General features: G+C 60.1%; 11 protein-coding genes and 1 pseudogene. 8 read left to right on the plus strand and 4 right to left on the minus strand.

Annotated features, from left to right (window positions below; all coding sequences use genetic code 11):
* Positions 1–67: 67 nt before the first annotated feature.
* From SY26_RS20210 to SY26_RS18710, 3 genes are read right to left on the minus strand one after another with little or no spacing between them, the layout of a single operon-like run.
* A complete protein-coding gene (locus SY26_RS20210; protein WP_046001803.1) occupies positions 68–1,099 on the minus strand; it encodes an exonuclease domain-containing protein in 1,032 nt (343 codons plus the stop codon).
* Positions 1,096–1,449, minus strand: coding sequence for a type II toxin-antitoxin system RelE/ParE family toxin (locus SY26_RS18705; protein ID WP_369799458.1), 354 nt, complete (start codon positions 1,447–1,449; stop codon positions 1,096–1,098). The genes SY26_RS20210 and SY26_RS18705 overlap by 4 nt, the downstream gene beginning before the upstream one ends.
* Positions 1,403–1,645: a type II toxin-antitoxin system ParD family antitoxin gene (locus tag SY26_RS18710; protein ID WP_046001805.1), complete on the minus strand. Its 243-nt coding sequence runs from the start codon at positions 1,643–1,645 to the stop codon at positions 1,403–1,405. The genes SY26_RS18705 and SY26_RS18710 overlap by 47 nt, the downstream gene beginning before the upstream one ends.
* A gap of 109 nt (positions 1,646–1,754) precedes the next feature.
* Between SY26_RS18710 and SY26_RS18715 the strand changes: the two are divergent.
* From SY26_RS18715 to SY26_RS18730, 5 genes and pseudogenes are all read left to right on the plus strand, one after another.
* Positions 1,755–2,033, plus strand: a pseudogene (locus SY26_RS18715) (IS5/IS1182 family transposase); the annotation flags it as partial.
* Between the two features lie 259 nt (positions 2,034–2,292).
* A complete protein-coding gene (locus SY26_RS18720) occupies positions 2,293–3,588 on the plus strand; it encodes a hypothetical protein (RefSeq protein WP_046001807.1) in 1,296 nt (431 codons plus the stop codon).
* A gap of 234 nt (positions 3,589–3,822) precedes the next feature.
* The gene (locus SY26_RS18725; RefSeq protein ID WP_046001848.1) at positions 3,823–3,987 is read left to right on the plus strand and encodes a helix-turn-helix domain-containing protein; all 165 of its coding nucleotides are present in this window, start codon (positions 3,823–3,825) and stop codon (positions 3,985–3,987) included.
* 1,043 nt (positions 3,988–5,030) lie between these two features.
* Complete coding sequence (locus SY26_RS21340; RefSeq protein ID WP_157020540.1) at positions 5,031–5,765, plus strand: hypothetical protein; 735 nt, start codon at positions 5,031–5,033, stop codon at positions 5,763–5,765.
* A 12-nt stretch (positions 5,766–5,777) separates the two neighbouring features.
* Positions 5,778–6,407, plus strand: a complete 630-nt coding sequence (locus SY26_RS18730) for a hypothetical protein (RefSeq protein ID WP_046001808.1) — start codon at positions 5,778–5,780, stop codon at positions 6,405–6,407.
* Here the strand turns inward: SY26_RS18730 and SY26_RS22250 are convergent.
* Entirely contained in the window at positions 6,404–6,610 is a 207-nt protein-coding gene (locus tag SY26_RS22250) for a WYL domain-containing protein (RefSeq protein WP_084693944.1), read from the minus strand. The genes SY26_RS18730 and SY26_RS22250 overlap by 4 nt on opposite strands.
* 360 nt (positions 6,611–6,970) lie before the next feature.
* Between SY26_RS22250 and SY26_RS18735 the strand changes: the two genes are divergently transcribed.
* The 3 genes from SY26_RS18735 to SY26_RS18745 are packed head-to-tail and all read left to right on the plus strand — an operon-like array spanning position 6,971 to position 13,465.
* Complete coding sequence (locus tag SY26_RS18735; RefSeq protein ID WP_198143221.1) at positions 6,971–9,316, plus strand: PD-(D/E)XK nuclease family protein; 2,346 nt, start codon at positions 6,971–6,973, stop codon at positions 9,314–9,316.
* On the plus strand, positions 9,313–12,444 hold the full coding sequence (locus tag SY26_RS18740) for a UvrD-helicase domain-containing protein (RefSeq protein WP_046001809.1): 3,132 nt from the start codon (positions 9,313–9,315) through the stop codon (positions 12,442–12,444). Before SY26_RS18735 ends, SY26_RS18740 begins: the two co-directional genes overlap by 4 nt.
* Positions 12,434–13,465, plus strand: a complete 1,032-nt coding sequence (locus tag SY26_RS18745) for a YafY family protein (protein WP_046001810.1) — start codon at positions 12,434–12,436, stop codon at positions 13,463–13,465. Before SY26_RS18740 ends, SY26_RS18745 begins: the two co-directional genes overlap by 11 nt.
* Positions 13,466–13,656: the final 191 nt, after the last annotated feature.

Consider the following 13,656-nt stretch of genomic DNA (forward strand, 5'->3'; position numbering starts at 1 on the left):
CGAAGTCGTGTCTGACGACATCATAGCAACTAAAGCCCCAGAGGGTCGCAGCCCTTTTCGCTACTTGTCATGTTGTGCCGCTCGCCTTGATAGGCCTCTGTCGTGGCTGCGCAACGACACGATAGCAGTAGGGGGCGGTCTCCTCGATCAGGACCAGATCTCCTGCCTCCACGGCGTTATGTTCGAAAAAGGATCGAATCCAACCCCGCTTTCGGAAAAATCGCTTGGCACCATCAAGATCGGTCATGACCGCAGCGCTTCCGCCCCAGTTCACGGTGATTTCGCGCGCGGCCGCCAGGGCGCGGTTTGAGCCGCCGACGGCGTCTTCCGGAAACGCTTCAAAGAAATTTTTCAGGTAGATGTGGCTATAGTTTAGATTGCCCTGTGTAATCTCTGTCGTTCCAAGAGCGCGGGGTGACAGAGCGTGTTCAAAGGCCGTTGATGCAGGGCATCCGATCACATGCTCCGTGGTGACTTCCAGGCTGTCATCGCCGTCATCGATCAAATCAAAGTCTTCGGTATGTCGGGCCTGTCTTGCGGCAGATACTGTGGAGTACCGAGGTTTGTCGACCTGTGCGCGTTCCGCTTTCAGAACGACTTCCGCAGCCGCACGGGCATCCTCGCCCGCGTCATGGTGCTCGAAGACAAGCCCAAGATGCCGCTTGAGACTGGCCAGTCCATGCCCGCCATTTCGCAATTCCGGCCAGGCGCGGCGCGCGACCTGAACACCGTCTTGCCACTCCCAGTCTGGAACGGCAAGGTTCGCGTGATGACAGGCGGCGGACACTGCACTCCGGTCGAAGCCGGAGTGCTGATACACCGTGTATCCGGCGAGCGCCTCGCGCAAGACCGGCAGCACCTCCGCGAATGCCGGTGCGCCCCGCACGGTCATGGCGCTGATCCCATGCAGATAGGTGAAGACCCAACGGTCCACCTGCGGATCGATATAGGCCATCCATGTCTCGATCGAATAGTCTGGCCGCACGCAGGCGACGCCGATCTGACAGATGCTGCCGCGGTCATTGTTGGCGGTTTCGACATCAAGCGCCACGAACCGGAACGGACCCTTAGGAAAAGAGGGCAAAAAGTCCGAGGTCATTCCAGAACCTCCAGTAATATCGGCCAGTTCTGACGACCTCCGAGAACACGAAGCACATCAAGCCGGACACCGATGGTCCGATAGATGATTAAGTGAGCACCGGAGGGATGAATGCGAACAGGCGGGTTAAACTCCGGACGCTCTCGCGCGATCCCCGGCATAGCACAGAGCAGATCGAAAACAGCCGTAATCCCGTCGATATATCTGTCTGCCTGCTCGGGTGACCACTCCGCCACGCCGTGCAGCCAGATCTCTTCCATGTCGTCTTCAGCTTGGGGCGTAAGCCTGAGACTATAGCGCTCCTCAGCCGGCATGCTTGTGGCGCATCTTTGCCTTGAAGGCTTTGGCATCGAACGGCCGGGGCTCACCGCTCTGCAGACCCTCGGTGACGGCAGCCTGAAGCTGCCCGATTGCGCCGGCGCGTTCCTGGTCACGCCGGATCAGATGCCGAACGTAGTCACTGGCATTGCTGAAGCTGCCCCCGCGGGCCCGCTCCTCAACCCACACCTTCATGGGATCGGGGATTGAGACGTTCATCGTGGCCATCAAAAGCTCCGTCAGATTTCCTCAACATTATGACAAACTTTGCCATAATTATCTAGCCCTCATGGACAAGATAGTTGTCGCGCAACACGGCTATCAGGCCGATAAGATCGAGGGCAAGTTGCGCGCCAGAAGGCTGACCAGCCACGTCCACCGCAAGGGCAAGTGGGGAAAGCCACTGACTGAACAAACCAAGGGGAGCAACCGTACCAAATCTACCGTGCGTGTCCGGGTCGAACATGTCTTCGGCGCGCAGGTCAACTACAAGGGCGGCACCCTGGTATGCATGATCGGCATGGTCCGCGCCGGAGCCAAGATCGGGATGAAGAACTTCGCCTACAACATGCGCCGCCTTGTGAAATTGCGCCGCCTGAACCCGTGCATAGCCTGACACCAAGGCGCGTAAAGTCAGGCAGATAGGATGTAATACTACCCAAGACCGCGACTTACAGGTACCTCAAAGAGGCAACAGTAGGCGTCATATTTGGATTAAACTCACTGAAAGCGTTACCTGACACCAAAAATTGTAAATATTGAGGGGCTCTTGACCCAAAGAATCTGTCAGGCGATTTTAATGTTAACCGGCAGGCCACTTTGAGAATTTAGGACGGCTACATTCGCAAATATTATTAAGCTAAGGATGACTTTTGATGGATGAAGACCGCACCTTTACCGTAGCCACCGACACTGCTGTTATCTCAATGATTGACAGCGCCAAGAGCCGTCTGGTTGTCATTGCCCCTGCATTGTCTCGTGCCGTTGCCGATGCACTTGCCGCACGGCTCGACGAGCTGGAGCATCTCGACATACGCGTAATTGTCGACGCCAATTCCGAGGTCTATCGCCTTGGTTTCGGAGAATACGAAGCGCTGGAGGTTATCCGCGATGCCGCCTCAAGGAATTTGCTCGATCTCCGGGTGCAGCCCGGTGTACGCATCGGGGTGATCATATCGGATGACGACACGATGGTATTTGCGCCGGTCTCAAAGAACATCGAAGCGGCTTCCGACACAGCAGAAAAACCAAACGCGATCGTTCTCCGCGGTGCTTCAACGGAAAAGCTCGTACGCGCTTCTGGCGCACATGCGAACAACGATTCTCCCCCCGGCGAAATTGGGAATGCAGCGTTGGATCCTTCCAAAGTTAAGGCCATGCAGGCCGACCTTGAACGAAACCCACCTGTCAAGTTCGATATCACCAGGCGCATGCAGGTATTCTCGTCGCGTGTGGTCTATGTTGAGTTCGAGATTACGGGCTTCGCGCTAAGCCGTAAGCAGGTTCCACTTCCGGAGGGCTTCAGCACCGTAAGCGATGCGCATCTCCAAGCTCAGATATCAAGTCGACTGCGGGCACCGATGGCTGCAGTTGGAGCGGTAGAAGTTACGATAGGCGAAGGCAAGGACGCCAAGACCGCACTCGTCGATGACGCCTGGTTACGCAAGGAACGCAAGCGGATTGAAGACATCTACACCTTTCAGATCGATAATTTTGGCCGTGTGATCCTGCGTGAAGATCGCAAGGACTTCGATGCGGCAGTCCAGGCCTTCCTGACAGTCGTCGGACGATATCATGACAAAGTCCGCGCTGCGCTGGACTCTCATCGTGCCGCCTTTCAAGAAAGTTTCAGTGCTGAGTTCCTTCCAAGATGGACAGCGTCCCCGCCCGACTACATGACGCGGTGGGGGAACCAGCCTGATGAAAACAGCCTAAAACTGGAACTAGCGAACCGAGCCAGTGAGGTGTTCGAAACGATGCTTGCATTTGAGCCACCCTCTGTCCGTCTTGTCGAGAAGAACGTCTCCCCGTCGAACGTCGAGGATCCTCGATTTCTCAGTCGGTTGCGCTCCATCATGGAGCGTCGCCGCGTGCCAAAAACTATCATTGACTCGCTGTTCTCATCAGGAGAAGCGGCGCCCGAACAGGGAGAACTGCTGCCCAATCGGTGAAAGCAACCCCGAAGTAAAGTTCGATCTTTGTTCCTTCGGGGGGTGCGCCTGTTGATTTCCACCCAGAACTGAGCCGGGTAAGCGCATAATTTCCACTGAGAAGTGAGCCATGTGAACCTTCCCCCATAGCGGTTAGCGGCGGGGATAACGGAGTGAGCTACTCCCCGAAAATTGGACAGTGACGGAAGCTACGATCTGACGTCTGCTGGTCTCCAAGAGCAAGGAGATCAGGACATGAAGAAACGCTGGAACCATGATGCGGGATTCAAGGCCCGTGTTGCGCTGGAAGCCTTGAAGGGCGAGCGCACGGTGTCGGAGTTGGCCGCCGAATATGGCGTGCATCCGACGATGATCCGTAAGCGGTGGCGCCGTCTTATCTGCTTTCAGCTTGACGGTTGATGTAATTCTTGATGATAAAGACCTTTTGATTAAAACGCAATTAAAGTCTGTTCGTGCTGGCGCCCAAACAAAGAGTTGGAATATTAAGAGAAGTGTTTTGCGGCCATCGCTTCGATCAGCTGAGAGCTTGGGGTTTGAGTTTTCTCCCGAAGGAGTAGGCGATGGCGGAGGAGCCCTGCTTATAGAGTATAGCGTGTCGAACGATGAAATTATCGCAAAATACTAATATACTAACGCAATTATTCTTTCCGAATTCAAATATGATGTTATTAAACGCAAGCACGTTGGCAGTATGGATGCGGTTGATACCTGCCTAAGGAAATTACATATTGCCGCCGGGTCGAAATTCATATCAGTTCCAAAATAAGCCTTTTGAAAGCTAATAGAATAGATGCTCTTTTGGCCCTCATGGGCTTACCAGTTCGTTCTGGGGTTTAAAATTAGTAAACCTGATTTTTTCATAGACGGCCGAAGACGAGAGGTTGATCTTCCAGACCCTCCTAATGTTTTGAGAAAGTGCATATGGAACGAAATTTTTGAATTAGTAGAAGAGCCGAAATTGACACATGGAGATTTTAAGCGAGATTCACAGTTGATCACTAATATTGGACCGTCTATCCCTATGCCAAAGCAGACATTGAGATAGCCACATCAAACGGCAGCTCCGTCCCGTCACCAGACTTTGCCGCTGGCCGCAACGGAGGTCCGGTTTTGCAAGACATATAGCCAAAACTTACACTTTTCTGGCACCTTCAGAAACGATTGTTTATGAGGCCTTGTCTCTGATCGGACTTGCCTGGAATGGGGGGGGCGCAAGTCCAAACGTTCTCCACCAATGCCGGCCACGTCCACCTCGTCTCACGGCTCAACGAAATGACACGCCTGTACCAATAATATTTTTGTGGCATTTAAACAGGCAAAGAGGGCAAGAGCCTGTCGTGTCAAGGAAACCTTGTAACCAGCCGGTTGGCGCCGCTCGGAGAGCACGTCCGAATCTGACGTTCCAACCGCATAGAAAGGCTAAAAGCTAAAGGAAACCCGAGATGCTACATGCACTGAACAATAAGAAAGCGAGGCTAGACCGTGTCATCAAGGGCGTCGCCAAGCAGCCACGTGAAGACCTGATTACATCGACCGTGTTCGGTGCTTTGGACTTCATGGATGTCAGGTCAAGAGCCGCAGCTTTGAAGGCATTGCTCCAGCTGGAGCTCAGTTCTACTGCAAGAATGATACTATGGCCCCGGTTTTACCGTGAAGGCCAGCGGCAACGTGTGGAGCCTGACGTAGTGATATGTGATGGACAAGACTGTCACATCATTGAGGTGAAATGGGGTGCTTATTTAGGAGCTGGTCAGCTTGAGCGCCAGATTGGTGCGGTATCGAACTGGGTCTATCGTAGCGAAGAGCATCGGCAGCTGATCGGTAGAGCACCGCGCAGGGTAAAGACATTGACTGTCTTAGGCTTTGAAAAGCACCATGCGGTGCAAGTGGCCGCCTGCGCTGAGCATGATACTCAAGTTCTATCGCGCACATGGCAAGCTGTGGCCAAAGATATGTTGGCTCTGAAGCAGCAGCCAGATGGTCCGTTGACTGCATGGTCGCAACAAGTCCACCAGTTCCTGACCAACACGCCTAAGGCCCGGACCATGCAGGGTTGGCCAGCTCTGGATTCGCCTGGAACTGGATGCCTGAAGTTTAATTCAATCAGCTTTCGGGATCTTATCCCCGTGCCTCAATCAACGTGGCGCTTTCCGGCAAGCAAATACATTCTTAACTGAAAAGGTTTAACAATGAGCGATAAAGTAATCTGGCAATCAGTTCGCAACATGCTCGACACAGTAAACGCGCTGGAGGCAGTGGGCGACGTGATCGGGAGCTCGATCATGCAGCAATTTCAGGATAAAATTATCACCGACGAAGATTGGGAGGCGCAGGTAGATAATGGCTGGATCGAGCCGCTGTGGGTTCGCCATTTTGCCTTCTGGAGCAGCAATCGCGCGAAAGCCAGAGTAACGAGCTGGATATCCATAGGATTTCAGCTGACCAGTGATGCCTCAGAACTTGAATGGAGCCATGGCCAACGGGCGAAGCTTCTGATCGGCTATGGAGTTGGTGAGGAGGGGAATTTTTCCTATGGCACCGATTTCCCAAACGCGGGCGGCGAAGCCGAGGATATGGATGATGATGGGGTTGCTGAGCGCTATAACAGCGATGGCTTCCGCTGGATTGGAGAGCGGTGCGAAGACTGGTTCTTTTCAGTCCCGCTCGACGCACTGACGAATGAGGCGGACGTGCAGCGTCTGGTGGTAGATCCCCTTGACCACCTGATCGCAGGAAAGAGCAGCCTAGAAGCGCTTGGCGCGATCAGGGACGCACTTTGCCTGCCGCCCAAGCACCAAGAGGCACTGGCCGAGGCCTAATGATCTCGCAGCGCTTGGCCGGCAGCCTCGATCCTGTCCCGCCGGGTCGCCCGCAAGCTTTCGGGTGCGATGATCCGCACCCGATCACCCCATCGGATAAGATGGTCGTACATCTCCTCAATCCCGCCTGCTGTGAAGCGAACAGTAAGACTGCCGCCAGGGGCATCGGTCATGGCTGTGTGGCAGCGCAAGCCGAAGAACAAGGTGCTAACCTGCGGCGCCGATAAGCCTGACCCTGCGGCTCTCGGGCGTGCCTCCTCCCGATGTTCTGCCGCTGACGACTTGTGCGACGTCCGAAACTGTCACCCTGACACAGGAAACTGTTGGACCGGGTGCCGCGGTGCCCTAGGCTTGTCCCATTCTCGTCCGTCAGGTTTCATATGCGCCTTTTTCCCCTGACTACCATTCACCCCAGAACCGGTACATCCCGCCCCCTTACAGCAAGCCTACTGGCCGAAGCCTGTCTCGCTCCTCGCACGCCGGAATGGCGCCTGCCTCTCGAAGCGATCGAGGCTCCTTGGTCAGCCAGCCTTGCCGTCGCTCCGGCAGAGACGACAGCAGCGGTGGAATATGCCCTGCGGCGGCTGATGATGGCGACGACGAAGTTGCGGCCGGAGGTGGACCTTGCTGCCCTCGCTCCTTCGCGGGCGAGGAGCCACCTGCAGGGGCTGTTGGACCTGTGGCGCAGCATGGGCGAGGCGCTGCCGGAGGAGCTTTGGCCGGTCCGCCATGCGCTGGAAGTCGACCGATTCTTGGAGCCTCTTCCTGTGCTCGACCGGCCTGACCCGCACGCCACAACCGTCGAACGCATGCTGATGCAGCGCCTTGCGGAGTTGCATGGAAGCGTGCCGTTCGATGACGCCGTGCCCGCGCATCCAGGCAGCCTTGGCCATTTGCAGCGCAACTTATTCGCGGCAGGGGTAGACCGGCGCGAGAACGATGGCACATTGACGTTCTACGGTGTGCGCGACACGGTCGAGCAGGCGGATTTCGCGGCCGCCCAAGCACAGGCTCTGATCGAAGCAGGCGCGGCGCCCCAAGACATCGCCGTGCTGGCAACTCCTGCCGGGATGAAGCATCTGGCCCGCGCCTTTGACGAGGCGGGCGTGCCGCTGACCGGATATGCCGAGCCTGCCATCCGGGATCTTGCTGGCGAGGCGCTGCTGCACGCGCTGCTGGTGCTTGGTCCGTTGCAGCCGGGCATGGCACGGGCAAGCCTGTATGCCTCGCCCCTGATGCCGTGGGACGCGGCGACTGGCAACCTGCTTGCGCGCGAGATCATGGGCGGCAACTGGCGCGGAGCGGCCGCAGGGCTGACCGGAAATGCTGCCAAGTTGCACCAGGCGCTGCGCGGCGGTGCTCAAAGCGTCGCACAGCTCTGCTTCAAGCTGGACGTTCTGGCCGAGTGCCTGACCAACGCCGCGGCCATGAGGTCTTACGCCGCATCTCTTCGTGCCCGAATCCGCACCATCAAGGCACTGACCGCTGATCCGCTGGACTGGGATACGCTGCTGCGCACTGCAACCTGCGGGGCCGCAACTTTGCCTGATCCTTCCCGCATGGTCGAGGGCGTGGCCCTGATGCCTGCGGATCAGGTTCCTTGGCGGAACTGCCGTCACCTGATCGTCGCGGATTTTGCGGGAAACAACTATCCGTCGCCCGTCACAAACGATCCGTTCTTCCTCGACAGCGAGCTGACCGCTATTGTCGATGCGACGGGGCTGGCGATGCCGGGCCGGGCGCAGCAGTTGAAGCGCACGCTTGATCTGTTCCGCCACCAATTGGCCGCAGCATCGGAATCCATCACCTTCCTTTGTCCCTATCGTGACGGGCGCGGAACGCGGCTGCAGCCGACCACCGGGCTGTCACTGGTCGCGCGCACCGTCGCTGCCGATGTGATCGACCTGCGCGACACCACGCGGTGGCCCTGCGCGCACCGGCAGATCGCGCGACGCAATACCGGTCTTGCAATCCCCGATAAGGGTGTGCTCACCCTGAATCGCGATTTTTTGGCGCTGCGGCGCGACGATGACGGGGGCGTCCTGCCGCAAACTCCGAGCCGCCTGGAAAAGCTGCTGGTTAGCCCCCTAGCCTGGATCATTGCCGAGGCCGGGGCGCAGGACACACCATGGGCCCCCGACGGACCCGACGTGCTTATCAAGGGCAATATCGCTCATCAGGTTCTGGAGCATTTGTTTCCCGTAGGTCCGGTCTGCACGGCCGATGCGATCACCGACAGCTTCGACTGGCATCTGGAAGCCGCCATTCGTAACCATGCGCCCTTTCTGCTGGCCGCGAGCTGGAGACTTGAACGCGATACCCTGCGCCGCGACATCCTGCGTGCGGCGCTGCACTGGCGCGAGCGTTTGGCCGAGGAGGGCGCTGAAATCCTCGGCACCGAGATCCGTCTGCACGGCGAGGCGCATGGCATCACGCTGCACGGCAAGGTCGACTGCATCCTGCGTCTGGCCGACGGTCAGGTGCTGATCGTCGATCACAAGTCCTCGGGCACGCGTGCGCGCCGTGACCGCATGAACACCGGCTGGGACCTTCAACTGGGACTTTACCGCGCCATGCTGGAACGTCCGATCCGAAGTGAAGGTGACGGCTTGGAGGCCATTCCGCAGGACGTGGCGCCCGGAGTCGCCTATCACCTCCTACGCGACGGTGGCGTTCTGCATCACGGCCTGACGTCACGTGAGAGTTCGCGGATGGAAGGGATTGAAACTGACATCTCCGCCGAGGCCATTGCAATGTTGACCCGGCGACTGGCCGAGGTTGGTGCCGGCACCATTCACCTGAACAAGACAGGGGACGAAGAGTTCTTTCGGAAGGAGGCGAAGTTCACCGCCTACGCCCTGAACGACAGTCCCATCGTCGCCGCCTTCCTTGTCGGGAATCCCCAATGAAGCACCTGATCATCGTTCCCGCCGGCGCCGGGGCCGGCAAGACCTACCGCATAAAGGAACAGCTGACCGCATGGGTCCGCGACGGAGTTGTCCGTCCCGACCGCATCGTGGCCGTAACCTTCACTGAGGCCGCAGCGGGTGAGTTGCGGGAGCGCATCCGTGCCAGCTTGCTGGATGCCGGCATGATTGACGCGGCGCTGGCGGTCGAGAGTGCCTATGTCTCGACCATCCACGGGCTGGGCCTGCGCATCCTGACCGAACACGCCTTTGCCGCAGGAGCCTCGCCGCAGCCGCGCCACCTGTCGGATGCGGAACGCGACCTTCTGATCCGTCAGGCGCTGGCGCGCTGTGAGGTGCTTAACCCCGTGATGGCCGACCCCGAACGCTACGGTTACGCGGCAAACTGGTCGGCGGGGGTGGAGGACGGCTTTCGCAGCGCCGTCCTCCGCATGATCGACCTGCTGCGGGGCTTGGGGGATGCGGGCGCCGATCCCGCGCTGATCGATGCCGCCTGCGAACGCCTGCACCGCATCCATGGCGAGACCGCCGACAGCGGTGGGCCGTTCGAAGCCGCACTTCGGCAGGCCGTTAGGGATATGCTGGCGATGTTCCCGAAGGGCTGCACCGACCTGCCAGACCTCAAGGGCGGGCCGCTGGAGACTTTCCGCAAGGATCTGGCGAACCTGCGCGCAGCGGTCGAGACCGACCGGCTTTCATACGACTGGAAGCTCTGGGGCAAGCTCCGCGACTTGCGCATGACCAAGCGCGGCTGCCCTACGCCCCCCGGCTATGATGCACATGCCGAAGCCGTCATGGCCGCTGCGGCGCGCATCGTCGATCATCCTGGACCGCGTGACGACGCGATGCTGCATCTGCGCTGCCTGATCGGCGGGGCGCAGGCAATTATGGCCGACTATGCCGATCGCAAGCGCAGCCTTGGCGTGATCGACTTCTCCGACATGATCGTCGAGGCCGAGCGCCTGCTGCGCAAGAATGCCCCGGTTCTCGATGCCGTTCTGGCCGAGGTCGATTGCGTCATCGTGGACGAGTTCCAGGATACCAACCCCGTTCAGTTCGCGCTGCTCTGGCGACTGGCTTCCGCCGCGCCGCGCACGCTGCTGGTAGGGGACATCAAGCAGTCGATCATGGGCTTCCAGGGCGCCGATCCGCGGCTGACGCAGGCACTGGTCGAAGCCTTTCCGAACAACGTTGACCCGTTGACCCGTAACTGGCGAAGCGATCCGCGCATCATGGGATTTGTCAACCGGATGGGCGTGGGGCTGTTCGGGGATCGCTACACCAGCCTTGCGCCGACGCGCTGCGAAACCGGCCAGACCTTTCTCGAGGCGATCGTGGTCGAGGACGGACGTCGCAGCAGGATCCGCCCCGAACAGCATGTCGCCGGCCGCATCCGCGCCATTCTGGACGATGGCGAGATGGTCACCGACCGTCATACCGGCGAACTGCGCCCGGTCCGGCCCTCGGACATCGCGGTGCTGGTCATGCGCCACACCACCGCCACCGCCTATGCGGCAAAGCTGACCGAGTTCGGCCTGCCCGTTCGGATCAGCGGCGAGGGCTGGTCGGCCTCGCGCATCGTGGCTGCGGCTCGGCATGCGCTGAATTTCGTCGCCGATCCCGCCGACAGCCACGCTGCGCTGTGCTTCCTGACACTGGGACCTGCTGCCCTGTCCCTGGACGTGGCAATGGCGGCGCTGGTGGACGGCACGCTGACCGACCGGCCCGAACTTGCGCCCTTGACTGAACTGGCGCCGCTGGCGCGCACGGCGCCTATGGAGGTGCTTATGCCGCGGCTTCACCACACGGCGGGGCTTCTGGACTGGGCCGACCATCTGCCGGACAGCGCGCAGGCCCGCGCCGACCTGATCCGCCTGGAACACGAGGCAGCCGAGTTCGATGCCGCCCATTCCGACATGAAGGCTGCTGCGGGCTTTTACGGCTGGTCGCCGAAGGTCTTTCTGGGCTGGTTGGACGCCCAGGCCGATCGCGACTTCGACCGCCATCCCGACCCTTCCTCGGGCTCGGCGCTTGGGGTCGAGATCGTGACATGGCACGCTTCCAAGGGCCGGGAATGGCCGATCACGGTTATTGCGGAACTGGACCGCGAGATCGACGAATGGCCGGGCACCACCACGGCCGAGTTCGCGGACTTCGGTGATCTGGGCACGGTGCTTTCCATGGTGCGGCTGATCCACACACCGCGACTGGATGTGCCCGAGCGGCAGGAGACGTTCCTCGAGGACCGCCTGCCCGCCGCGCTGGAGGCTGCCCGCAACCTGCTCTACGTTGCCTTGACCCGCGCCCGGGACAGGTTGATCCTGGAGTGGCCGAACTTCCAGTTTGCCAGAGCGCTGAAGGACGAGGATCCCGCTCCTTTCATGGCACAACTGCTGAAGGATGAAACCGGGCTGACCATTGCCCTGCAGAACCTGACCATCGGTGGACAGCAGATGTCCTGCCGCACCACCCTGTCTGCGGCTGGCGCGCCGGAACCGGGCGACATGTCGCAGCGTGAGCCGGACGCCTTGCGCTTCGGCCATCTGCGTCCGGCGCCTACCGCACCGATGACGCCGTGGCGGCAGCGTCCCTCGCATCAGGGCGCACGGGCAATGCCGGGGCAGCCACACGTTGTCGCACTCGGGACCGCCTTTGCTGGCACCGAGACGATGCAGGCCACGGCGCGCGGCACAGCCTGGCATCTTGCCTTCCGCACCTTGGCGCAGCGTCCCGACATGGCCGATTGCCTGCCCAAGGCAACCGGGCTTGATGCCGGAACACTGGCCCAGATCGGATTGCAGGCCACGCGCCTGCGTGAGCGCCTGGCGGCCGAGGGCTTTCCCGACCTAAATTTCGAGCTGCCGATCCAGATCGACCTTCCGGAAGGCGCGCAGCTGAACGGCGTCATCGATCTGCTGGCCGAGGGGCCAGAGGGCCTTGTCATCGTCGATCACAAGACCGGCGGCGGCGATTTCGGCGGTTATTGGCCGCAGCTTGCCGCCTATGCCGATGCCGCCGCGCAGGCACTCGGGCGGCCCGTGCGCCGGGTGGGCATTCACTGGATGAATGCCGGAACGCTGGAAATGCTGGAACTGCCCGATGGCCGATGACCTCCGCTATGAAAAGCTGGACGTGCTGATGCGGCTCGCACTGCGGATGCAGGCCAGCGCCGATGGCATCACCCTGACCGACATCGCCGAAGAGTCTGGCAAGGGCCACCGCACCGCGCAGCGGATGAAGGAGGCCCTGATCCGCGCCTTTCCGCAGATCGAGGAAACCATCGACCCCGACACCCGCCGCGTTCGCCTGAAGCTGCCGCACGGCACGCTGGGCCGCCTGTCGGCCATCCGCGCTGAGGAGATCAGCGCCCTCCACCGCGCGGCCGAGGTCCTGCGCCGCGAAGGCGACGCCGAGACCGCCGACATGCTGGCGACGCTGTCCGACCGCGTCGTGGGCGCGGTCGACCGGCCCCTTCGTGCCCGTCTTGATCCCGACATCGAGGCGCTGATGGAGGCCGACGGTGTCGCCTTGCGTCCCGGCCCGCATGAAAGCCTAGATCCCGCGATCATGGCCCAGCTTCGCAAGGCCATCCTGCACGGCTGCTGGATCATCGTCTCTCACCGCACGCGCGGGGGGCAGTTGACGTGGAACACGCGGCTTGGCCCGTTGGGCATGCTACTGGGGCAGGGACGGCAGTATTTGGTTGCCTTCAGCGACTATGCGGATGCGGTGCGGCTGTTCGCCCTGTCGGGCTTCGAGAAGGTCGAGATCACCGGCGACGCCTTCACTCAACCTGATGGTTTCAGTCTGCAGAGCTATGCCCACAACTCGTTCGGGGTCTGGCAGGAACCGCCAGAGGACATCGTCTGGCACTTTTCGGCAAAGGTGTCGCGGGATGCGGCGACCTACCGCTTTCACCCGACCGCCACGCACGAACCGCAGCCTGACGGCAGCTTGATCGTCCGCTTCCGCGCAGGCGGATTGCAGGAAATGGTTTGGCACCTTGCCCGCTGGGGTGGCGAGGTTCAGGTTCTCGCCCCCAAGCGGCTGCGCGACATGCTCCACGATCTGGGTCGGCGGCTGACGGAGGAGCGTGTTGCGGCCGGCACCAATAAATACGTCAGCAAATAACTTTCCGGCCGCAACGACTTCGACTTAGACGCACAGGGTGACAAAAACGGGCAGGTCATCTCCTGATCAGGAGCTTGCAACTGTCTACGACTGCTCACTCAGCACATTCAGATGCTTGGTCAGTGATGCCACAAAATGCCAGATGCCGGTTAGCCCGTTTCTTCGGAGCATGACCAGAAAAACCATCCGTA

It is taken from the genome of Paracoccus sp. 228, from assembly GCF_000967825.1.
GTDB lineage: Bacteria > Pseudomonadota > Alphaproteobacteria > Rhodobacterales > Rhodobacteraceae > Paracoccus > Paracoccus marcusii.